The sequence below is a fragment of the Aequorivita capsosiphonis DSM 23843 genome (assembly GCF_000429125.1).
In the GTDB taxonomy this organism is placed as follows: Bacteria; Bacteroidota; Bacteroidia; order Flavobacteriales; family Flavobacteriaceae; genus Aequorivita; species Aequorivita capsosiphonis.
In genome coordinates this window covers 235173-256570 of the sequence record NZ_AUBG01000002.1, presented here as the reverse complement: position 1 = coordinate 256570, position 21398 = coordinate 235173, and the positions used below count along the sequence as shown (strand labels likewise).

The 21398-nt window shown below is 36.8% G+C and carries 20 protein-coding genes and 2 pseudogenes; 10 read left to right on the top strand and 12 right to left on the bottom strand.

The window, feature by feature from the left end; translation table 11 throughout:
* The first annotated feature begins 86 nt into the window (after positions 1 to 86).
* From G440_RS0103530 to G440_RS0103510, 6 genes and pseudogenes are all read left to right on the top strand, one after another.
* Positions 87 to 1505, top strand: a complete 1419-nt coding sequence (locus G440_RS0103530) for an ATP-dependent DNA helicase (protein ID WP_026450032.1) — start codon at positions 87 to 89, stop codon at positions 1503 to 1505.
* Between the two features lie 204 nt (positions 1506 to 1709).
* Entirely contained in the window at positions 1710 to 2288 is a 579-nt protein-coding gene (locus G440_RS0103525; RefSeq protein ID WP_026450031.1) for a DUF4126 domain-containing protein, read from the top strand.
* Positions 2289 to 2339: 51 nt separating this feature from the next.
* A pseudogene (gene kdsB, locus G440_RS21460) lies at positions 2340 to 3050 on the top strand (3-deoxy-manno-octulosonate cytidylyltransferase); the annotation flags it as partial.
* Between the two features lie 45 nt (positions 3051 to 3095).
* Positions 3096 to 4154: an iron-containing alcohol dehydrogenase family protein gene (locus tag G440_RS21455; protein ID WP_026450030.1), complete on the top strand. Its 1059-nt coding sequence runs from the start codon at positions 3096 to 3098 to the stop codon at positions 4152 to 4154.
* Between the two features lie 20 nt (positions 4155 to 4174).
* On the top strand, positions 4175 to 4720 hold the full coding sequence (locus G440_RS0103515; RefSeq protein WP_026450029.1) for a 1-acyl-sn-glycerol-3-phosphate acyltransferase: 546 nt from the start codon (positions 4175 to 4177) through the stop codon (positions 4718 to 4720).
* Between the two features lie 121 nt (positions 4721 to 4841).
* Positions 4842 to 5873 carry a hypothetical protein gene (locus G440_RS0103510; RefSeq protein ID WP_026450028.1) on the top strand — a complete coding sequence of 344 codons (1032 nt, stop codon included), beginning with the start codon at positions 4842 to 4844 and terminating at the stop codon, positions 5871 to 5873.
* 85 nt (positions 5874 to 5958) lie between these two features.
* On the opposite strand, the gene G440_RS0103505 is transcribed toward G440_RS0103510, so the two are convergent.
* From G440_RS0103505 to gcvT, 5 genes are all read right to left on the bottom strand, one after another.
* A complete protein-coding gene (locus G440_RS0103505) occupies positions 5959 to 6693 on the bottom strand; it encodes a YebC/PmpR family DNA-binding transcriptional regulator (protein WP_026450027.1) in 735 nt (244 codons plus the stop codon).
* Between the two features lie 125 nt (positions 6694 to 6818).
* Positions 6819 to 7100 (bottom strand): 4a-hydroxytetrahydrobiopterin dehydratase, encoded by a 282-nt coding sequence (locus tag G440_RS0103500; protein WP_026450026.1) that lies wholly within the window; start codon positions 7098 to 7100, stop codon positions 6819 to 6821.
* A 42-nt stretch (positions 7101 to 7142) separates the two neighbouring features.
* The gene (locus G440_RS19415) at positions 7143 to 8000 is read right to left on the bottom strand and encodes a sugar nucleotide-binding protein (RefSeq protein ID WP_034258917.1); all 858 of its coding nucleotides are present in this window, start codon (positions 7998 to 8000) and stop codon (positions 7143 to 7145) included.
* An 18-nt stretch (positions 8001 to 8018) separates the two neighbouring features.
* On the bottom strand, positions 8019 to 8933 hold the full coding sequence (locus G440_RS0103490; protein WP_026450025.1) for a glutaminase: 915 nt from the start codon (positions 8931 to 8933) through the stop codon (positions 8019 to 8021).
* The gene (gene gcvT, locus G440_RS0103485) at positions 8933 to 10015 is read right to left on the bottom strand and encodes a glycine cleavage system aminomethyltransferase GcvT (protein ID WP_026450024.1); all 1083 of its coding nucleotides are present in this window, start codon (positions 10013 to 10015) and stop codon (positions 8933 to 8935) included. Before gcvT ends, G440_RS0103490 begins: the two co-directional genes overlap by 1 nt.
* A gap of 208 nt (positions 10016 to 10223) precedes the next feature.
* Between gcvT and G440_RS0103480 the strand changes: the two genes are divergently transcribed.
* On the top strand, positions 10224 to 11585 hold the full coding sequence (locus G440_RS0103480) for an NAD-dependent succinate-semialdehyde dehydrogenase (protein WP_026450023.1): 1362 nt from the start codon (positions 10224 to 10226) through the stop codon (positions 11583 to 11585).
* A gap of 291 nt (positions 11586 to 11876) precedes the next feature.
* Positions 11877 to 12279: pseudogene (locus tag G440_RS19410) on the top strand (acyl-CoA thioesterase).
* A gap of 2 nt (positions 12280 to 12281) precedes the next feature.
* Here G440_RS19410 and G440_RS0103470 read toward each other — a convergent pair.
* Positions 12282 to 13544, bottom strand: a complete 1263-nt coding sequence (locus G440_RS0103470) for a mechanosensitive ion channel family protein (RefSeq protein ID WP_026450022.1) — start codon at positions 13542 to 13544, stop codon at positions 12282 to 12284.
* Positions 13544 to 13822 (bottom strand): DUF3817 domain-containing protein, encoded by a 279-nt coding sequence (locus G440_RS0103465; RefSeq protein ID WP_026450021.1) that lies wholly within the window; start codon positions 13820 to 13822, stop codon positions 13544 to 13546. Before G440_RS0103465 ends, G440_RS0103470 begins: the two co-directional genes overlap by 1 nt.
* A gap of 136 nt (positions 13823 to 13958) precedes the next feature.
* Here G440_RS0103465 and G440_RS0103460 point away from each other — a divergent pair, with 136 nt between their 5' ends.
* Entirely contained in the window at positions 13959 to 14882 is a 924-nt protein-coding gene (locus tag G440_RS0103460; RefSeq protein ID WP_026450020.1) for a mechanosensitive ion channel family protein, read from the top strand.
* Positions 14883 to 14952: 70 nt separating this feature from the next.
* Here G440_RS0103460 and G440_RS0103455 read toward each other — a convergent pair whose 3' ends face one another.
* Positions 14953 to 15567, bottom strand: a complete 615-nt coding sequence (locus G440_RS0103455) for a M15 family metallopeptidase (protein WP_026450019.1) — start codon at positions 15565 to 15567, stop codon at positions 14953 to 14955.
* Positions 15568 to 15637: 70 nt separating this feature from the next.
* On the opposite strand from G440_RS0103455, the gene G440_RS0103450 reads away from it, so the two are divergent.
* On the top strand, positions 15638 to 16363 hold the full coding sequence (locus G440_RS0103450) for an SDR family oxidoreductase (protein ID WP_026450018.1): 726 nt from the start codon (positions 15638 to 15640) through the stop codon (positions 16361 to 16363).
* A gap of 154 nt (positions 16364 to 16517) precedes the next feature.
* Here the strand turns inward: G440_RS0103450 and G440_RS0103445 are convergent, their stop codons facing one another.
* The 4 genes from G440_RS0103445 to G440_RS0103425 form a co-directional block, all read right to left on the bottom strand.
* Entirely contained in the window at positions 16518 to 17360 is an 843-nt protein-coding gene (locus tag G440_RS0103445) for an OmpA/MotB family protein (RefSeq protein WP_026450017.1), read from the bottom strand.
* 267 nt (positions 17361 to 17627) lie between these two features.
* On the bottom strand, positions 17628 to 18554 hold the full coding sequence (locus G440_RS0103435) for a mechanosensitive ion channel family protein (RefSeq protein ID WP_034258914.1): 927 nt from the start codon (positions 18552 to 18554) through the stop codon (positions 17628 to 17630).
* A gap of 12 nt (positions 18555 to 18566) precedes the next feature.
* Positions 18567 to 20390 (bottom strand): SLC13 family permease, encoded by a 1824-nt coding sequence (locus tag G440_RS0103430; RefSeq protein WP_026450014.1) that lies wholly within the window; start codon positions 20388 to 20390, stop codon positions 18567 to 18569.
* 105 nt (positions 20391 to 20495) lie between these two features.
* Positions 20496 to 21362, bottom strand: coding sequence for a sigma-70 family RNA polymerase sigma factor (locus G440_RS0103425; RefSeq protein ID WP_026450013.1), 867 nt, complete (start codon positions 21360 to 21362; stop codon positions 20496 to 20498).
* Between the last annotated feature and the right edge of the window lie 36 nt (positions 21363 to 21398).

Below are 21398 nucleotides of genomic sequence, written 5' to 3'. Positions count from 1 at the left end.
GCAAATCTACAATTTTTTTTTGTTCGTAAAAGTATATTGCGAAAAAATCATACCTATCTTTAAACCCTCATAGTTAGTAGTGAAATATGAATGTATCAGAATTTTATAGTTTTTTAAAGAACGATTTCCCCCATAACACCACTCCTAAACAGGATATTGCGCTGCAGTTATTGGCGAAATTTGTACTGGGAACGAACAAAAATGAGACCTTTTTATTGAAAGGATATGCTGGAACGGGTAAGACAACTATAGTAGGATCCTTGGTAAAAAATCTCGGAAAAGTGAAAAAACGGTCCGTTTTGTTGGCTCCTACGGGGAGAGCAGCGAAGGTTATCAGCAATTATTCGAACAAACAGGCCTTTACAATTCACAAAAAAATCTATTTTCCGAAAAGTGAAAAAGGTTCTGTTTCCTTTAATTTACAAAATAATAAGCATCGCGACACTATTTTTATTGTTGATGAGGCGTCGATGATTCCAGATATTAACCAAGACTCAAAACTTTTTGAAAACGGTTCTTTATTGGATGATTTAATGCAATATGTTTATAGTGGCAATAACTGCAAGCTTCTTTTAATAGGAGATTCCGCACAGTTGCCCCCAGTCCATTTGTCAATTAGTCCGGCTTTAGATGCCAGAGTTTTGGAGATGCAGTATAACCGCGAAGTAATAATGCTGGAATTGGACGAAGTTGTGCGTCAACAAAAAGATAGTGGGATTCTGGAGAATGCCACAAAAATTAGGGAACGTTTAAATGATGAATTATATGAAGCATTTAGATTTTCGGGGATTAATTTTCCAGACATAATTCGTCCGGTCGATGGCCAAGAAATAATGGATGCCATCGGCGACAATTATTCTGCCTTGGGCAATGAAGACACCGTAATTATTGTACGTTCCAACAAAAGAGCGAATCTATACAACCAAAGTATTCGAGAGCGCATTTTGTTTCAGGAATCGGAACTTTCTGCTGGGGATTATTTAATGGTGGTGAAAAACAACTATTTTTGGGTAGATAATATAAGTGAAGCAGGATTTGTTGCCAATGGGGATATTATAGAGGTTTTGGAAATATTCGGTTTTAAGGAATTATATGGCTTCCGTTTTGCTGAAGTGAAAGTGCGCATGGTGGATTATCCAAATATGAAACCTTTGGAAACAGTACTTCTTCTGGATACTTTAACTTCGGAAAGCCCATCGCTTACCTATGAAGAATCAAATTCGCTATACCAAGAAGTGATGAAGGATTACGCCATGGAGAAGTCAAAATACAAGAAGTTTTTAGCCGTAAAAAACAATAAATTTTTTAATGCATTGCAAGTTAAGTTCAGTTATGCCATTACTTGTCACAAATCGCAGGGTGGACAATGGAATACCGTTTTTGTGGAACAGCCATATCTTCCCAACGGCGTTGATAGGGAATATCTGCGTTGGCTTTACACAGCCATAACTCGTGCGCAGGAGAAACTGTACTTGATTGGGTTTAAGGATGAATTTTTTGAGTGATTCTGGGTGAGGGATGCTGGGCAACTGGCGCTGAATGATATATTAAAACAACTATTTTTATAACTTGGTTATGAATTAAAAGTAATTTTAAAAATGAAGTATATTTTGTGAAACGCTCCCATAAAAATTGAATTTTCCTAAACACCTAAACACCTAAACACCTAAACACCTAAACTATTAAACTCATCGACACATCGACTCACTATGGAAACTTTCGATATAATAATCAGCATCTTTCTCGGCATCGGTCTTGCCGCGGCAGTCGGGTTTCGGGTATTTTTGCCGTTGTTGGCTTTAAGTTTAGCGGGTTTTTATGATGTAATTCCTTTAAATGAAAGTTGGCAATGGGTGGGAAGTCTCACGGCTGTTATCACGATGGGAGTGGCTACGCTAATTGAAATTTTTGGTTATTACATTCCGTGGTTGGATAATTTACTGGACACCATTGCCTTGCCATTGGCAACATTGGCTGGTACAGCCGTTATGGTTGCTACAGTTACCGATTTAAGTCCGGCAGTTACTTGGGCTTTGGCTATTATTGCCGGGGGAGGAACCGCAGCGGCAATTAAAGGAAATACTTCTGCTGCTAGGCTCACTTCAAGCACAACCACTGGAGTACTCGCAAATCCAGTTTTGACCACATTGGAAACGGGTACTTCCATTGTGATGGCCATAGCTTCCATCTTTGTTCCTATTATCGCGTTTGCACTTGTAGTTTTCTTATTCTTCTTAATTTTTAGGTTTTATAAAAAGCTTCGGAAAAAACGAGCTCCAAGAACTTAATCTTCTTATTTTTGAAATCATTTTAAAAACTTTGTCTTGAAAATAATTGCAATGATTCCTGCCCGCTACGGCGCGTCTAGATTCCCTGGAAAACTTATGCAGGATTTGGGCGGAAAACCCGTGATAGTTAGAACTTATGAAGCCGCAAAGGCCACAGATCTTTTTGATGAAGTCTATGTGGTAACAGACAGCGACGTAATTTTTAACGAAATTGAAAGAAACGGCGGAAAAGCCATAATGAGCCAAAAAAAGCACGAATGTGGTAGCGACCGAATTGCCGAGGCCGTTGAAAACATGGATGTAGATATTGTAGTGAATGTGCAAGGAGACGAGCCTTTCACAAGTAGGGAAGGGCTGGAGAAGGTTTTAGCAGTCTTCAATGAACCTGATGCAGACAAGATAGATTTGGCTTCATTAATGACAGAAATCCACGATTGGAAAGAAATTAGCGATCCAAATTGTGTAAAGGTTATTGTAGATAAAGATGATTTTGCACTTTATTTTTCGCGATCGCCAATTCCGTATCCTCGTGATAAAAACGTAGAGATACAATATTATAAGCACAAAGGTATTTATGCCTTTAGAAAAAGTGCCATTATGGACTTTTATCGATTGCCCATGCGTTCTTTGGAAGAGGTGGAAAAAATTGAATGTATCCGCTATTTGGAATATGGTAAAAATATAAAAATGGTTATTTCAAACACATCAGGTGTTGAGATAGATACGCCTGAAGATCTTGCCAGGGCTAATAAATTACTCAAGGAGCAAAAGCCAGAAACGGTAAATAATAAATTTCGAAACTTTCCCATGGTTCCAAAAGTTGTTTTTGGTGAAGGATGTTTTGATCAGCTTTCCTCCATTCTTTCGCTTCAGAAAAAGGAAAAAGCACCATTTATATTTTTAGTCGATGATGTTTTTGAAGAAAATACTGCTTTTTTAGATAGAATAAACCTTCGATTTAACGATAAACTTATTTTCATTTCTACAGAAGAAGAGCCAAGAACTTCACAAGTTGACGATTTAGTAAAAGAAATTAAAAACGAATTTACCCAAACTCCTTCCGGTATTATAGGTATTGGTGGCGGAACGGTTATGGATATGGCTAAGGCCGTTTCTATCATGCTTATAAATCAAGGAAGTGCAGCCGACTACCAAGGCTGGGATCTAGTAAAGCATAAAGCTGTTTATCACGTGGGCGTTCCAACAATTTCGGGCACAGGTGCTGAAGTTTCGCGAACTACGGTACTTACTGGGCCAGTTCGCAAATTGGGAATCAATAGTGACTTTACACCTTTTGACCAAGTAATTCTCGATCCTAAACTCACCACCGGCGTTTCCAAAAACCAGTGGTTTTATACAGGAATGGATTGTTTTATACACTGCGTAGAATCCTTAAACGGTACTTTCTTAAATGCCTTTAGCCAGAGTTATGGCGAAAAAGCATACGATTTATGTATGGAAATATTTTTAGGAGATGATCTTTCCGAAGAAGATTCTCGTGGTAAATTGATGATGGCCTCTTGGCACGGTGGAATGAGCATTGCTTATTCACAGGTTGGAGTGGCACACGCTATGAGTTATGGTCTTGGTTATGTTTTAGGCACAAAACATGGCATTGGAAACTGTATTGTTTTTCAATATCTAGAAGAGTTTTATCCAAAAGACGTCAAGCTTTTCGAAAAGATGGTAGAGAAACACGGTGTTGAAATTCCACAGGGAATTTGTAAAAACCTTTCCGAAGAAGAAATGGACACTATGATAACCGTCGCACTTAGTATGGTTCCTCTTTGGGAAAATGCCTTAGGTGATAATTGGCAGGAGACCATTACGCGTGAAAAACTAAGACAATTATATCTGAAAATGTAGTTTCAGGATAAAAACCATTTATGGGGATCTCAAAATTTGTTTTTGAAAAAATGATGGGCTGGCACATTGTTGGTGCTTTTGATCCCGCAGTTAAAAAAGCCGTTATAATAGTTGTGCCACATACTAGCTGGCACGACTTCTATCTGGGGCTATTTACCCGTAGATTAACAAAAGTCCAGATAAACTATATCGCTAAAAAAGAATTGTTTAGATGGCCCTTTGGTTGGTATTTTCGTTGGACCGGAGGGGAAAAATTAGATCGTACTCCGGGCCAAAACAAAGTAGAGGCAATCGCTGAAATTTTTAAGAGCAAAGAAGAATTTCGGCTCGCAATAGCGCCCGAAGGCACTCGAAAAAAAGTATCAGAATGGAAAACCGGGTTCTATTATATTGCATTGGCAGCAAAGGTTCCCATAATATGTGTGGCTTTCGACTATAAGAAAAAAGCAATAATTATAAATGACACGTTTTACCCAACTGGCAATATTGATTCAGATTTAAAAAATCTGCGATCTACTTTCAAAGGTGTTATTGGGAAAAAAGAAGCCTATTCTTTTGAAATCTAAAAAAATAGCTTTTGCTCTTTATGTATATGACTTTCAGCAAAATGCTGTTAAAGATTAGTTAAGCGATGCTTTTTCAATATTCCTTTAAAAACTTATCATTAGAATTGCAAAAAATATTATTATGAAAAAAATGAAATACATCATGGCCTGTTTAGGCTTAGCATTAATTACTGTCTCCTGTAGTCTTGATGATGACTTTTCAGATGGTGGTAATCAACAACCAATAAAAGTTATTGCCAACCTCTTTGCTACTAGTAACATTAACACTGCCATTAATTCCTATGATTTTACGAACAACGGAAATTATAAGAAAACTATGAGAACGAGTTCAAATGATAATGAAGGTATTTATTATGATGATGACGCAGATGAAATGGTAGTTGTTTCAAGACAACAAAGAGTACTAAATACCTATCGCAAAGTAAGTGAAGTTCCTGACAATGGCGAGTTGAGCTTGTCAGTATCAAGTGATCCCACTTTTGATAGCCCTAGAGATTTAGCAGTTAAAGGTGATTTCTATATTGTTTCTGACAATGCGGACCTGGATAACGATCCAAGTACAGATGAAGGTAGATTCTTCATCTTTAAGAGAGATAGCACTGGTTATTCCTTAAGAAATACTGTTTCTGTAAATTATGCGGTTTGGGGAATAGAATTAATTGGAGATGATCTCTACACCGCAGTTGATAAAACCGCGGATGTAGCGGTACTTAATGATTTTATTGCAACATATACCACAGATGCTACTGCCACGCCAAACAAGCGTATTGAAATTGCTGGTATAACACGTATTCACGGCATTGCCCAGGATAATGGAACAGTAGTTCTAACCGATATTGGTGACGCAGAAAATGACAGTGATGGGGCGTTCCACATCATTAAGAGTTTTGTAAGTAAATTTAATGCGGTACTTGACGGTGAAACTTTGGAGGTATCAGGAAATCAGGTAAGAGTTTCTGGTATTACAACGGAAATGGGGAATCCAGTTGCCGTTGATTATGATGATAGCAGTAATACAGTGTTTATCGCAGAACGCGCCAATGGCGGTGGGAAGGTTTTGTTTTTTGATCAGATAGGTGCAGGAGGAGAGAGAAGACCAACTATTTCTGAACCATTCGCTGGAGCTTCTTCAGTTTATTTTAAAAGAAGATAAGCTAACTAAAAGTTGAAAAAACTAAAAAATGCCATCCCAAAAGAATCCGGATGGCATTTTTTGTTTGATATAAATTCAAGCTATTTTATTCATCTTCTTCATCGGAGGATTCCTCCATAGTGTGATAGACGTTTTGAACGTCATCATCTTCTTCAATTCTTTCGAGTAATTTTTCAACATCTGCAGCTTCGTCTTCGCTTAATTTTTTGGTAACCTGAGGTATTCGCTCAAAACCAGAAGAAAGGATTTCTAGCTTATTTTCTTCTAAATAAGACTGAATATCACCAAAGCTTTCAAAAGGAGCATAAATCAAAATTCCATCTTCTTCATCTTCAAAAATTTCATCTACACCGTGATCTATCAATTCAAGCTCAAGCTCTTCTATATCTAAACCTTCTGGGTTTATTCTAAAGTTGCAAGTATGATCAAACATAAAAGAGACTGATCCAGAAGTACCCAAACTTCCGTTACATTTATTAAAGTGCATGCGAACATTGGCAACAGTACGTGTATTGTTGTCAGTGGCGGTTTCAATCAAAATAGCGATCCCGTGTGGCGCATAACCTTCAAAAAGAACTTCTTTATAATCACCCAAACTTTTATCGCTGGCGCGTTTAATAGCACGCTCCACGTTATCCTTCGGCATATTCACAGCCTTGGCGTTCTGAATTACAGCGCGTAGTCTGGAATTCGCATCGGGATCTGGTCCGCCATCCTTTACGGCCATCACAATATCTTTCCCAATACGCGTAAAAGCTTTGGACATGGCAGACCAACGCTTCATTTTTCTTGCTTTCCTGAATTCAAAAGCTCTTCCCATAGATTATTCTCTATTACTATTAATTATTTTCTATTACTATTTTTTATCTATTATTCCCAAATATAGAAACTCCAACTTAAAAGCACCAAATTTCAAACCTTTGGAATTTGGAATTTGATTTTTTCTTAGCCAATAAGCTCGTCAATTATAGAAGCCAACTCAAAATCCTTTTCCGTTACGCCATCGGCATCGTGTGTGGATAGGTAGATTTCTAATGAATTGTAAACATTACTCCATTCTGGATGATGTTCTAGTCTTTCTGCTTCAAAGGCAATTCTAGTCATTGCTGAAAAGGCTTCCTTAAAATCATCAAACTCGAAAATAGTGTGCAACGCACCTTCCTGATATTCCCAACCTTCAAATTCCTTTAATCTTTCATTAATTTCTTTTTCTGTGAGTGCTTTCATTGCTTTTTGTGTTTACGGGTATAGACGCAAGGTTTTGCCTCCCTACCGAATTGATATAATTTCTTCGTTTAAACTTGATTCCTCAATTACCTGTGAAACAGTAATTTGAAGAGTAATTGGTAATTTATTTTCTTTAGGAAGGATTGCATTATACGTATCTTCATTCCTGCTAAAAACGCTTTTAAAGATAGGCATTTTATCGCCTATTTTTGAAGTAATCTCCATAAAAAGATCTTCGTGGTGAACCATATCAGAACTCGCTAGATGGTAGATTCCATGAATGAATTGGTTGATTATATAATGAATTTGTTGGCAAACTTTATCTATTGTGGTTGTGGTGATCACCAGATTTGGATAAACCTCAAAGCTAGCTTGATGCCGAATACATTGTCTTAAATGAACTACTTGTGGTGAATTGATACCCAATACCATAGGAAGTCTCAAAATAGCCGTTTGTAAAGGAATTTTCTCCAGTAGCAATTTTTCAATTGAAATTTTAAACTTTCCGGAACCCGTTTCCGAATTGGTTAAATCATTTTCATAGGATGGATGTTGAAAACTGGCATCAAAAACTTCGGAAGAGGAAATATACAGAACCTTGCAACTTTCATTTAATAACCCATAATTCACTATATCTTGATGCGTGGCGAATAAACTTTTAGTGCCATTTGCCATGGCCGAAATGATCACCGTTGGTTTTATTTTGTTCAACAGCAAAAACATGGAATCTACTTCCGCACAAAATTTATGAAATACTTGATTTTCAGAAAAAGTGCCCTCTTGCTTGCAATAGGTGCAATGTACGTTATAATAGGAGAGGAGTTCCTTGTATAGCGAATTCCCAATGAAACCGCTCCCTCCTAAAATTAAAATCCGCTCCTTTTCTTCTTTCGTTCTCATTAAAATTGCCCTCTATCTTTAGAAAATGGATAGTTTTGTTTTTGATGTAAATAGTTCCAATGCCTTCATTCCGAGATATGAATTTCCTTGTGGATTAAGTGCTGGCGACCAAGTTGCAATGGTAAAACAATGCGGTAACAGAGCAACAATTCCTCCACCAACGCCACTTTTTCCAGGTAAACCTACTTCAAAAGCAAATTCACCAGCTTCGTCATAAAAACCACAAGTAAGCATAATTGCATTAATTCTTTTTACTTGGCTGGCTGTTAGGTGTTCTACATTTTTTAAACACTTTCCCTTGTTTGTAAAAACGAAAAAAGCGTTTGTAAGTTGCCTGCAACTCATCATTATTGAACATTGATGAAAATAGAAATCCAAAACATCCTCAACTTCATTGTGAAGATTTCCAAAAGATTTAAGTAAATTGGCGGCGGCATAATTATTAAAGCCTGTCTCGTGCTCAGACTCCGCTATGGTTTCGTTGTAATCAATACTTTCATCGTGAGCCAGCTCTCTAACAAAATTCAAAAAATCCTCTTTAGGGTTTTCTAAATGAGTCAACAATATATCGGCAATCACAATTGCGCCCGCATTGATCAAGGGATTTCGAGGGATTCCATTTTCCAATTCCAACAAGGATAGATGATTGAATGGATTTCCCGAAGGCTCCACATCTACGCGTTCCAACAAACTATTGCCAACTAGCTGAAATGCTTTTGCCAATGAAAACACCTTCGAAATACTTTGAATTGAAAATTTTTCCAAATAATCACCTGCCGAATAATCTTCACCAGTAATTAATTGCAGATGAATTCCGAAGCTGTCTTTAGAAACTTTCGCCAATTCGGGGATATAGCTCGCTACGTCACCTGTATCTTCAGTAGATTTTAGTGTGTTGTGAATATCTTCTAAAATGGCTTGATAGTCCAACATTAGCCTTTATAGAATGGAGTTTTTACTATGGTTGCTGCCACAGGTTTATTCCTGATTTGAATAAATATTTCGGTGCCCGGACTACTATTTTCAATAGTTACATAGCCCAATCCAATGGCTTTACCTAGTGATGGCGCCATCGTACCACTAGTTACGTGGCCAATATTGTTTCCGTCTTTATCAACAATTGCGTAATCGTGTCTTGGAATACCGCGTTCAGTCAACTCAAAACCAATTAGTTTTCTTTTTATCCCTTCTTCCTTTTGCTTTTTCAGGTTATCCGAATTGATAAAGTCTTTTGTGAATTTTGTGATCCAACCCAAACCAGCTTCCAATGGCGAAGTTGTTTCATCTATATCATTGCCATATAAGCAGAATCCCATCTCAAGGCGAAGCGTATCTCTAGCCGCCAAGCCGATTGGTTTTATACCGAATTCCTTTCCAGCCTCCATTACTTTATTCCAAACCTGTTCCACTTCAGAATTTTTACAATAGATTTCAAATCCACCACTACCTGTATAACCGGTAGCACTAATAATTACGTGTTCAACACCTGCAAAATCTGTAACCTTAAAATTATAGAATTTTAAAGCACTTAAATCTTCTGAAGTAAGGGATTGCATTGCTTCAATAGCTTTTGGACCTTGAATAGCCAAAAGCGAGTAGTCATCAGAAATATTGCGCATGGTAGCATCCATGGAATTGTGTTTTAAAATCCAATCCCAATCTTTAGCTATGTTTGAAGCGTTTACAACCAAAAGATATTCTTCATCTTTTAATTTATACACAATAAGATCGTCCACAATTCCGCCTGATTCATTGGTCATGCAGGTATATTGTGCTTTTCCATCTACTAACTTGGAAGCATCATTACTACATACTTTCTGAATAAGGGATAATGCGTTTGGACCTGTAACCAAAAATTCGCCCATATGCGAGACGTCAAAAACGCCAACTCCTTTACGGACTGTTTCGTGTTCGGCATTAACGCCTTGGTAGGATACAGGCATGTTATAACCTGCAAATGGCACCATCTTGGCGCCCAATTGTTCGTGAATATGTGTAAGTGCTATATTTTTCATAATAAGGAGGTGTTTTCGGCTTGGTTCGATATAAACTTCGGCGGGTATCTTTTAATTAATACTAACTATTTACTTATTCGCAAATGTATCACAATACTTAAAAGTTAGCGAAAGTTTACAGATTTATTATAAACATTATCGCGTTAAAATCATCTTAATCGATTGGGTTTTCCCCAATGTTTTCAATACTTTTAAAATAAAAACCATCATGGCCACTACAATTTCAATTAATCCTTATTCGGGAAAAGAAATAAAATCCTATAACAACCACACTAAAAAGGAAGTCGAAGAAATCATCGATAAAGCAGACAAGCGTTTTTACAATTGGCGAGAAACTTCTTTTGCCCAACGAAAAAAGTTAATGCTAGCGGCAGCTTTCGAATTGAAAGAAAACAAAGAGGAATATGCTGAAACCATGACTTTAGAAATGGGGAAACCCATTTCACAAGCTCTTGCCGAAGTTGAAAAATGTGCTTGGGTTTGTGAATATTACGCCGAAAATGCCGAGGAACAACTTCAGAATAAAATCATCAAAACAGACGCTCACAAAAGCTATGTGAGTTATGAGCCGCTTGGGGTTGTTTTGGCTGTAATGCCGTGGAATTATCCTTTCTGGCAAGTATTTCGGTTTGCTGCTCCAGCTTTGATGGCTGGAAACATTGGTGTTTTAAAACACGCCTCCAATGTTTTTGGAAGTGCCTTAAATATTGAGAAGGTATTTAAACGAGCTGGTTTTCCCGAGCATTGTTTTACTACTTTATTGGTAGGAAGTGATGCTGTAGCCGAAATAATTGAAAATGAAAAAGTAAAAGCTGTAACACTTACAGGTAGTGGACCGGCAGGATCTTCAGTAGCTTCCATTGCTGGAAAAAACATTAAAAAAACAGTTTTGGAATTGGGCGGAAACAACGCTTTGGTTGTACTAAGAGATTGCGACATGGAAAAAACCATCGCAACTTGTGTTCAAGCCAGATTTCAAAATACAGGACAAAGCTGTATCGCAGGGAAACGGCTTATAATTGACGCATCAATATCAGAAGAGTTTGTTGAAAAACTAGTGCATAAGGTTCGAGAGTTAAAAAGTGGTAACCCAATGAGCGAAGAAACCTTTGTAGGAACCTTGGCAAGAGAAGATCTCGCCAAAGATTTAGAGAAACAGGTAAATGATTCTGTAGAAGCTGGAGCCAAGGTGGTAATAGGAGGTAATCGTTTGGAAGCCTATTTTGATCCAACCGTGCTGACTCATGTAACAGAAAAGATGCCAGCTTTTAAACAGGAAACCTTTGGACCGGTACTTTCGGTCACAACTTTTAAGAATGTAAATGAAGCTATTGCGCTTTCAAACAATTCAAAATTTGGTTTGGGGGTTTCTATTTTTACAAAAGATATTGAAGAAGCCCAAAAAATGGCGTTTCAATTTGATGAAGGCGCGGTTTTTATCAATGAATTGGTTAAAAGCGATCCAAGACTTCCATTTGGTGGTGTAAAAGAGAGTGGATATGGCCGGGAGCTAAGTATCAATGGGATTCACGAATTTGTCAATAAGAAGACGGTTTATATAAATAAATAATACCCAACATTCTTAAAAGCAAAGCATTCCAGAAAGCATACCTTTTGGAATGTTAAGCATAAATCTACTATTAAAAAGTTATATTTACTACAAACTAGAAGTTTGAAATTTAGAATTGTCTTATTATCACAAACCGTAAACTTGTAAAAAATTTTATACTTTTTCGCTAATCAGAATCTTCAAAAACACACATTGCAGTTATCTCAAGACTATTTTAAAACGAGGAATGATGGGTTTAAAATCCCACCTTATAACCTCCAAAATAACAAGATTAAGACAATAATTTAAATTATGAACTTTCATACCCGCAAATGGATAAAACCAGATCCCGATAGCTATCGGGATAAACCCAAATGGAACACTTTTCGGTGGCAGACTCCTTGAATGGATAGATGAGGAAGCTGCGTTATATGCGATTATTCAACTTGAAAACCCACGAAGCGTTACCAAATATATGAGTGAGATCAACTTTAGAAGCTCCGCAGTACAAGGTGATATTATTGAAATTGGAATAGACACTATAGGGTTCGGTAACACTTCATTAACCCTTTGCTGCGAGGTTCGTAACAAGATGACCCGCGAGGTAATAATAAGCATTGCCAAGATTACAATGGTTGGCCTTGGAGAAGATGGAAAACCCTGTCGACACGGGAAAACGGAAAAAGAGTTTGTGAAGGATAGATTGAGTAAGTAAATTTAGGTCCTTGCTCTGAAATCTTGACCTGTAGGCAATTCAAATATTTCCAAATCAAAATAAGGTATGGCCGCCAGTAAATGGTCAAAAATATCAGCTTGAATATGTTCGTAATTTACCCAACGTTTGTCTTTACTAAAGCAATAAATTTCAATTGGTAATCCCTTGTCTGTGGGTGCCAAATGCCGAACCATAAGAAACAGGTCTTTACTGATAGCGGAATTTTCATTTAAAAAGGCGTCAATATAATGTCTGAATACGCCTAGATTGGTTTGATTTCTACCGTTTATTTGAACCTCTTTGTTGGCTTCTGTCAGTCTATTGAATTTGTCAATATCTTTCTGTCTATGTTCGATATAAGGTTTAATGAGGGAGATCTTTTTAAAGTTTTCTAAATCTTCTTCGGAAAGAAATTTTATGGACGATTGCTTAATATAAATGGAACGCTTAATCCTTCTGCCCTCACTTTCCTGCATTCCACGCCAGTTCTGAAAAGAGTCAGAAATTAAACTATAGGTTGGAATTGTGGTGAAAGTGTGATCCCAATTCTGTACGCGAACGGTAGCCAAGTTAATTTCGGTAACAAAACCGTCTGCACCAAATTTTTCGAGAGTGATCCAATCTCCAATTCGTACAATATCATTTACAGACACCTGAATACTAGCTACGAAGCCGAGAATCGTATCCTTAAAAATAAGTAAAACAACTGCTGAGGCGGCTCCTAAAGTTGCAAGACTAGTTATTGAAAAACCTGTTAGAAGATTAATAATTAAGAAGCCTCCAACTCCCCAGGCAAATATCATTAATACTTGTACATAACTCTCCAAAGGCTTGTCGCCAAAGCGCTCACTTTCTTCCATAAAATTGCGTGTGGTGCGCAATACACTTCTAAAAATAAGGATGAACAGAATGACAGAATACACTTTTGCAACAAGCAATAACAAACTGATGACCAAAGGTGACTCTACAAAAATGATTGGAATGAGATGCCAAATAATGGTTAATGAAACTAAGTGAGCAATGTATTTTGGGAAGTTGCTCTTTATGAGGTAATCATCATATGTTGAAACGGTTTTATTAGTAAACGCCTTGAAAACTTGAATAATAATTTTTCTAAAAACAATATCCAAAATGGTAACAACGATAAAAGCTATTATGGAGTTGACTACTACATTTATAAAGACCGCCCAACCATAAGTCATGCCTTCATTCTCCAAATAATCTTGGAGGATACAACTATAGGCTTGAAGTGTTTCTGTATTCATTATAAGTATTTACGCTCCACATAAAAAGGTCCCAAAGGTAGGATAGAACACATTATTGCGATGAATAAAACTTTAATGGTCCAATTCAATTTTTTGAACATATAAAAAGCGCCACCTACATAGAGTACAAAAAGAACACCATGGGCCATGCCAACAATTCGCACCATTTCTGGCATGTCCCAAATGTATTTTAACGGCATCGCAATTCCTAAAAGCACAAGAAAGGAAATTGCTTCCAAAGTGCTTATTAATCTAAAAGTTTTTACTGAAAGTTCCATAGTATTTGTATAATATAACCGCCATTTTACAGTTCGCGCAAAGATACATGTTGTTGCTTGATCCGCTAAACTTTAAGGTTAATTTATGGGATGATTATTTTTAAGAATGTTTATCTTTAAAAGAAAAAATAAATCTATGATTATACTCCTACAATCGTCAACCCAAACTATACAAAACTCCCTCCAAAGTTATTACGATGAATTTTTAAAAGTCCTTCCACGAATTGCATTGGCAGTTTTGGTAATTATATTAGGGGTGTTACTCGCGCAAGTACTCACCAACTTTTACAAACGGCGTTTTCAGAAAAAATCTGAAGATCCTTTAATGGCAAAATTTTTAGCGCAGGCCATAAAAATAATCCTAATTATTATTGCAATAATGATTGCCTTAAGAATTGCTGGCCTAGACGGTATTGCCACCGGATTGTTGACTGCAGTTGGGGGTGGTGCTATTATTTTAGGATTTGCTTTTCAAGACATTGGAAAGAATTTTCTGGCTGGTGTTATTCTCGCTTTCAATAGACCATTTAGTATTAATGATACCATAAAAATAGACAACATCTTCGGAAAGGTAAGAGCCTTAAGTTTTCGCTATTCGCATATAAAAACTTTTGACGGCCGTGACATTTATATTCCAAATAGTGATGTGCTCACTAAACCTGTTGAAAATTATACTGCAGATGGCTTTTTTAGAGTGGATTTTACGGTAGGAGTGGGCTATGAAGATGATATTTCGGCCGCCAAAAAAGTGATTCAAGATATTCTTGATCATAATGAAGAAATCATCCGTGATCCGGAGCATGAAAATTTTGTAATAGAAGATGAACTAGCGGCGAGCACCGTAAACCTAAAAGTATTTTTTTGGGTGGATACAAAAGATTACCGAAGAGCATCCAGAGTATTACGGGGAATTGTAATTAGGGAGGTAAAAGAAGAACTATTCAATAAAGGCTTCAATTTACCGGCGGATATTAAAGAACTTAAAATCTATGGAACCGAAGATGCTATTCCTATTAAATTTAGAAACAGCCCTGAATTTCCTAAAGAAGATAAAAAATAAACGCTGTGCCCTCTGTGTCTCCTGTGTGGTTTATAATTCACCACAAAGGCGCAGAGGCTACGGAGAAAGATCATTCGCAAGGCAACGGAACATTCAAAGTTTTATAACTACGATTCTTTTTATAACTGAAATGCCACCATTCTGTTCGAATCGTATTAAACCCGAATTTCCGCATGCCTTCAAAAAGCAGTTTTCTGTTGGCGAGTATTTCTTTTGAAAAATTATAATTGTCTATATGTGCTTCTCTTCCGAAGTAATCATAATCACTGCCCATTTCAACGTAACAACCTTCCAAGGTTTCCAGCGTCATATCAATAGCCGCAGCTTTATTGTGAACAGATCCATTGCCGTACGGATTCCCAACATAAGTCGCTCGTGGAACTTTCGCCCACATTTCCTTTTGAACATCTAATGGACGGTAGCAATCGTAAATTTTTATGCGATAACCAAGTTCACAAAAATATTGATTCGCTTCCAAAATAGCTTCTGCGACCTCTGGACGTAGCATGCATTTTGCACAATCATAAAGTGTTTCGCCTATAAAATTATTTGGAGTGGCATAGCGTATTTCATATTCAAATTCGGTTGAAAGCTCTTCAAGATTTACTAATTTTTCCTGAGCATTTATTACAGAAGAAAAACAGGAAGATAATAGTACGAAAAGTAGAATGGGCAAATATTTCATTTTTCAAATTTAAGTAGAATTTAATAACATTCGAATTGCCAATTGGTAACTTTGTTAAAAACACAAAACTATGAATGATTTAGGAACAAAATCCGCTTTAATAACAGGCGGTACCAAAGGAATAGGTTACGGTATTGCTGAAGCCTTATTAAAAGAAGGAATTAATGTAGCCATAACTGGAAGAAATAAAAAATCTGCAGAACAAGCCGCCAAAAAGTTGAATGCAAATGCTAATGATAGGGCACAGGCCATTGGTGTTGAAGCCGACGTTAGAAGTTTTGAAAGTCAAGAGCAGGCTATTAAAACTGTCGTGGATGCTTTTGGAGCAGTTGATATTCTGATTGCAAATGCAGGTCTTGGTCATTTTGCCTCGGTTGAAGACTTAACTATTGAGCAATGGCAGGAAACAATTGATACGAATCTTACAGGCCCATTTTACACCTTAAAAGCGGGTTTAGACCAATTAAAGAAAAATAAAGGATACTATATAAGTATTTCCAGTTTGGCCGGAACTAACTTTTTTAAAGGAGGAAGCGCTTATAACGCTAGTAAATTTGGGTTAACTGGTTTTTCTCAGGCTGCTATGCTCGACTTGCGAGACTATGGAATTAAAATAAGTACCATTATGCCTGGTTCTGTTTCAACACATTTTAATGGAAATGAACCCGATGAAAAAGGTGCTTGGAAAATTCAGAAGGAAGATATTGGAAAACTGGTTGTAGATTTATTAAAAATGAATCCACGTACTTTGCCTAGTAAAATAGAAGTGCGACCTACAACGCCACCGTCTAAATAGAGTCTTGTATTAGACGTTAAATTTTAGCCTTAATATGTGAGATTTTTGAGCAAGTTATAATCTTCCGTTTCATTGAAAATACCGCTTTAAATAGAAAAAAGGCTATTCGTATTTTAACGAACAGCCTTTTTTTATAATAGTTTGTTTCTTACTCTTAGTTAGCAGAAAGCAGTGCTAAAAACTTGTCCAGGTTTGGTAATATTACAATACGCGTTCTTCTATTTTTTGAACGTCCTTCCTTAGTGTCATTTTCAGTAAGTGGGTGAAAACTACTACGTCCGGCAGCAATTAATTTAGCTGGATCTACACCGTAGTTATCCTGTAACTTTCGGATCACTGCAGTAGAACGGTTTACGCTCAATTCCCAGTTATCTTTAATGTAGGCGCCTGGTTTTACAGTTTGGCTGTCTGTATGGCCTTCAACCATTACCTCAAGAGCTGGTTCGCTATTAATTACCTTGGCAAGACGCTCTAAAAGTGGATTTGCTTTTGGATTCACACGATCACTTCCTGAACTGAATAATAGTTTATCAGAAATAGTAATCATTACTACGGTTTCATCAATATCAATTTTGATGTCATCCTCTTCACCTTCACCAACTAAACTATTGTCTAAGTTCTTTTTTAGGTTATAAGACACGATAAGATTCATGGAATCTCTAAGCGTTTTTGCCTGTGCTAATTCTTGGGGATCAACATTAGCTAGGGCGTTACGCATTTTCACCTTGTCATTTTCTGAAACTACAACGCCTTCAATTTCTTGTAGACGGCTATTGTTACTGTCGGTTAAAGACTGGATTTTTGAATTGTAACTGGCAACGCGATCTTCAATTTTCGCGTATTTGGCTTCAATTTCTTCTTTTTCTAGTTGTGTTTTAGTCAACGTAGAGCGAGTGTCATTGTATTGACTCTCTAATTCTACATACTTCTTTTTAGACACACAAGAGGAAGCAAAGAGTACTCCCGCCATTAGGGTTAGTGCAATAACTTTTTTCATAATAAATTAGTTTTAAAGGTTTGTAGGGCAAATATAACCGTCCAAATAACCAATAAATAGTTAATGCATGCTATTGTTTTGTTAAATCAAGTTAATTAAAACACCTTGAAAACGTAACCCAATAACCAATATAGAATGATAAAAACGACGATAGTGCCAATACAACCGCACTTTCCACCGCCAATTTTTTTTGCGCCCCAACCGGCTAATAAGGCTCTAAATATATTTTTCATATTTTCTTTTTAAGATTGAAATTTAATTAATAGTTCACTCATTATTATCAAGGTTAACATCCTTTTTAGAAAGTTTTTCCTGCGGAGACATTTGAAGTTTATTTTTTCCAAAATCCATAGTACGAATAGGGAAGGGAATATTGATTCCTGCTTCATCAAAGTTTTTCTTAATGAGTTTTATAGCCTGATGCTGCGCTTCTAATTTTGGTTTTGGTTTTTGACATTCAATCCAAAACCGAGTCACAAAATTGATGGAGCTATCTCCAAATTCAGTAAAAAAGAATTCTACTCCTTCATTTTCCTTCTGCTCAAAATTCTCTGAGAGTATCTGAATTACAAGGTCTTCAACTTTTTGCAAATCATCTTCATAACCAACACCACAGCTTACAGAGACCCTTGTGCGTTTTGTCCAGGAATAATTGGTAAATGGGTTTTCAACAAATATTTTATTCGGAATTATAACATAATCGTTGTCTGTTTGGCGAACCGTAACAGTTCTTAGGTCGATTTCTTCTACATAACCACTTTTATTGTTTGCCTCAATAAAGTCTCCTATTCTCACCTTGGGTTGGAAGGATAGCATTAATCCGGAAACCGTATTACTGAGTGTACCTTGAAGGGCTAAACCAATGGCAAGACCAACGACACCTGCTCCTGCCAAAACTGAAGTAAGCACCTTATCAAGTTGTAAAACCATTAGAGCAATAAAAAATCCTATAGTGATTATTATAGCGTAAACAATTTTCGACATCATTTGCCGAATTGCTTGATCGTCTATTTTCTTAAATAAAACCTTGAAGGCTAAGTTTTTTATTCCTTTAGCAATAAAATAGAAAATGACTATCACCAATATGGCAACAGCAAAATTGGGAAGTTTTAAAATTAGAGCGTCCAGCCAGCCATCTAATTTGTCCCATAAACTGTTGATTGAGTCATTTGCTGATATTTTGTCTTGAATCATAACTAAAATATTTTAAAGAAGATTTGAAAGCATAAAAGTACCTAAAACCCATAGAATTAAGGACAACACCCCTCCGATTAGAAAAAAATGTTTGAATTTATAAAGACCCATTCCATAGATGAGTGTGTTGGTTTGATATCCCATGGGAGTGAAAAAGCTAAAATTGGCTCCAAACAAAACCGATAGAATAAACGGTTTCATCGATAAATCTAGCCCTACGGCAACGGCTATTGCAATAGGAGTCATTATAATCGCGGTTGCGTTATTGCTAACAACGCTACTCATTAACATAGTTATTAAGAATATCAGACCGATTATAATAAGATTTGACTGCCCGCTTAATACCATCAATAACTGGTCTGAAATCCACTTATCGGCTCCGGTGTTGTTCATCGCAATTCCCAAGGGCATCATTCCCGCAAGCAGAAAAATTACTTGCCAGTTAACACGATGATAAACATCATTTAACTCTAAGCATCTTGTGAGCAATAAGAGGCAGACCCCAGTAAGAGCGCTAATCAGAATTGTTAAAACTCCGCTTGCTGCTAAACCTACAACCAAGAGGAGAACTCCAAAGGAAATGGCTCTTTTATTGATGTTGATGGAAGGTTTGGCTTTATGATGTCTAAGAATGGCTACATTCTCCATTTCATAAAGTTGATTTATTTCGTTTTGAGGGATTTCCACGAGTAATCTGTCTCCAGGTTTCAGCGTAATCTGCTCCATATTCTTACGCACCAATCGTTCTTTTGTGTTCCTGATATTCCTTCTTTTCTTGATGGCAATAGGAAATGCATTTTGAAAGGTTTGCTTTCTAAGCTGCTTTAGGGTTTTACCAATTAATATAGAACCGGGTAATATAAGCACCTCGATGTATTGCCATTCTTCCTCTTTTTTTGATTGGCTTTCTTCTTCCCGGTCGGTTTTCTCTTTTTTATGCTCATCGCGCTCCTTGTGGACGCTGATACCTATTGTGTCATTTAATCTAGCTAGGTTTTCCAGATCGCACATCAAGACCAATTGGTCCTTCTCCTTTAAAGTAATGTACCTTCCCGGAGCATTCGTTAATTGTTTATTTCGATTGAGTTTTAATATTGAAATTTCGGGATTTTGGTATAAAAAAGTGTCTTCAATGGTTTTATTGATTAAATCGGAGTCCTTTTTTATTGTAATCGTGGTTACATAGTTTTCTAAGTCATAAGCCTTCTGGAGATTCTCTTCTTTGGAATCTTTTGGAAGCCATCTCGACATAATGGTTATTACCATAATTCCCACAACCAAAAACATTCCTCCATATAATGAAAATTCAAAAAAGCTAAATTTTTCCGCTCCTAAATCAAGCGCTATGGAATTTACGATTAAGTTCGTTGAGGTCCCCATTAAAGTGCAGCTTCCGCCAAGAATTCCCGCAAAGGAAATGGGCAATAATAATTTTGACTGCGATAGATTAAAGCGTTTTGACAACTCTGCAATAATCTTTATAAAAACAATAACTACTGCCGTTGTATTTATAAAGGCTGAAATTCCACCTGTTATCAGCATTAAAACGGGCAACAATAAAAACAGGGGCAGTATATGAAGATTTTTAAGAAAGCGTGCCAAGGAGGCGATAACGCCATTGTCTTCTAACGCCAAAGCCATTATCATCAATGAAAGTACAGTAATGGTGGCAGTATTTGAAAATCCAGAAATTGCCTCTTCAGGTTTTACTAAACCCGTTAAAGCCAAAGTAGCAATAAGAAGCATGGCGATTTTATCTACCGAAAATACTTCAAAGGCAAATAAAATAATAGTAATAAACAGAATAGAAAAAACGAGTATTATTTCTGTTGTCATTTTTTAAATGATGGTTGATCTGATAAAGATAACCGCAGAAATAATACTCGTTCCTAAGAAACTCACAAAATATTGTAAACTACAATATTTTTAACACTTTATTGATTAGCCTAAATATTTTTTCAATATGTGGCTTTTTGAAGTTTGACGCAATCTACGAATTGCTTTTTCGCGGATTTGACGCACGCGTTCGCGGCTCAAATCAAAAGTATCTCCAATTTCCTGTAAGGTCATAGGTGGTTGTCCACAAAGACCGAAATTCAATTTTACAACATCTGCTTCGCGAGGAGCTAAAGTATCTAGTGCTCTATTAATCTCAATACGCAATGACTCATGCAACAAACTCTTGTCCGGAGTTGGGCTTTCACCGGAACTCAAAACATCGTAAAGGTTGTTGTCATTTTCACCTTCTTGAAAAGGAGCATCCATAGAAAGACTGCGCGTTGAATTTTTTAGCGAGCTTTTTACTTTAGACTCACTAAAGTCCAACTCATTGGCTATTTCGGCCGCGGTAGGAACTCTTTCATACTTTTGTTCCAGGTGAATAGATGCTTTTTTGATTTTATTGATATCTCCAATTTTGTTCAGTGGAAGCCTTACAACTCGCGATTGCTCCGCGATAGCTTGTAAAATGGCTTGTCTGATCCACCAGACAGCATAAGAAATAAATTTAAAACCTCTTGTTTCATCAAATCTTTTGGCAGCTTTCACCAAACCTACATTCCCTTCATTGATAAGATCCGGAAGACTTAGGCCTTGATTTTGATACTGTTTTGCAACAGAAATCACAAATCGTAAGTTTGCCCTGCTAAGTTTGTTTAGCGCAGCCTGATCTCCTTCACGAATTTTTTGGGCCAACTCCACTTCCTCTTCGGCAGTTATCAAGTCAATTTTGCTAACGTCCTGTAAATAACTGTTTAAAGATTTGGTTTCCCGGTTGGTTACCTGCTTCGTGATCTTAAGTTGTCTCATATATTCTTAGATTTTTATAATAACACGGCATAGTAT

Bases quoted from the DNA above. Each gene is read 5' to 3' on its own strand.
- G440_RS0103435 (WP_034258914.1), bottom strand. From the start codon at position 18,554: ATGATTCAAGACAAAATATCAGCAAATGACTCAATCAACAGTTTATGG.
- G440_RS0103510 (WP_026450028.1), top strand. From the start codon at position 4,842: ATGAAAAAAATGAAATACATCATGGCCTGTTTAGGCTTAGCATTAATT.
- G440_RS0103430 (WP_026450014.1), bottom strand. From the start codon at position 20,390: ATGACAACAGAAATAATACTCGTTTTTTCTATTCTGTTTATTACTATT.
- G440_RS0103480 (WP_026450023.1), top strand. From the start codon at position 10,224: ATGGCCACTACAATTTCAATTAATCCTTATTCGGGAAAAGAAATAAAA.
- G440_RS0103445 (WP_026450017.1), bottom strand. From the start codon at position 17,360: ATGAAAAAAGTTATTGCACTAACCCTAATGGCGGGAGTACTCTTTGCT.
- G440_RS0103530 (WP_026450032.1), top strand. From the start codon at position 87: ATGAATGTATCAGAATTTTATAGTTTTTTAAAGAACGATTTCCCCCAT.
- G440_RS0103515 (WP_026450029.1), top strand. From the start codon at position 4,175: ATGGGGATCTCAAAATTTGTTTTTGAAAAAATGATGGGCTGGCACATT.
- G440_RS0103505 (WP_026450027.1), bottom strand. From the start codon at position 6,693: ATGGGAAGAGCTTTTGAATTCAGGAAAGCAAGAAAAATGAAGCGTTGG.
- gcvT (WP_026450024.1), bottom strand. From the start codon at position 10,015: ATGAAAAATATAGCACTTACACATATTCACGAACAATTGGGCGCCAAG.
- G440_RS19415 (WP_034258917.1), bottom strand. From the start codon at position 8,000: ATGAGAACGAAAGAAGAAAAGGAGCGGATTTTAATTTTAGGAGGGAGC.
- G440_RS0103425 (WP_026450013.1), bottom strand. From the start codon at position 21,362: ATGAGACAACTTAAGATCACGAAGCAGGTAACCAACCGGGAAACCAAA.
- G440_RS0103455 (WP_026450019.1), bottom strand. From the start codon at position 15,567: ATGAAATATTTGCCCATTCTACTTTTCGTACTATTATCTTCCTGTTTT.
- G440_RS0103470 (WP_026450022.1), bottom strand. From the start codon at position 13,544: ATGAATACAGAAACACTTCAAGCCTATAGTTGTATCCTCCAAGATTAT.
- G440_RS0103450 (WP_026450018.1), top strand. From the start codon at position 15,638: ATGAATGATTTAGGAACAAAATCCGCTTTAATAACAGGCGGTACCAAA.
- G440_RS0103460 (WP_026450020.1), top strand. From the start codon at position 13,959: ATGATTATACTCCTACAATCGTCAACCCAAACTATACAAAACTCCCTC.
- G440_RS21455 (WP_026450030.1), top strand. From the start codon at position 3,096: ATGGTTCCAAAAGTTGTTTTTGGTGAAGGATGTTTTGATCAGCTTTCC.
- G440_RS0103525 (WP_026450031.1), top strand. From the start codon at position 1,710: ATGGAAACTTTCGATATAATAATCAGCATCTTTCTCGGCATCGGTCTT.
- G440_RS0103490 (WP_026450025.1), bottom strand. From the start codon at position 8,933: ATGTTGGACTATCAAGCCATTTTAGAAGATATTCACAACACACTAAAA.
- G440_RS0103465 (WP_026450021.1), bottom strand. From the start codon at position 13,822: ATGGAACTTTCAGTAAAAACTTTTAGATTAATAAGCACTTTGGAAGCA.
- G440_RS0103500 (WP_026450026.1), bottom strand. From the start codon at position 7,100: ATGAAAGCACTCACAGAAAAAGAAATTAATGAAAGATTAAAGGAATTT.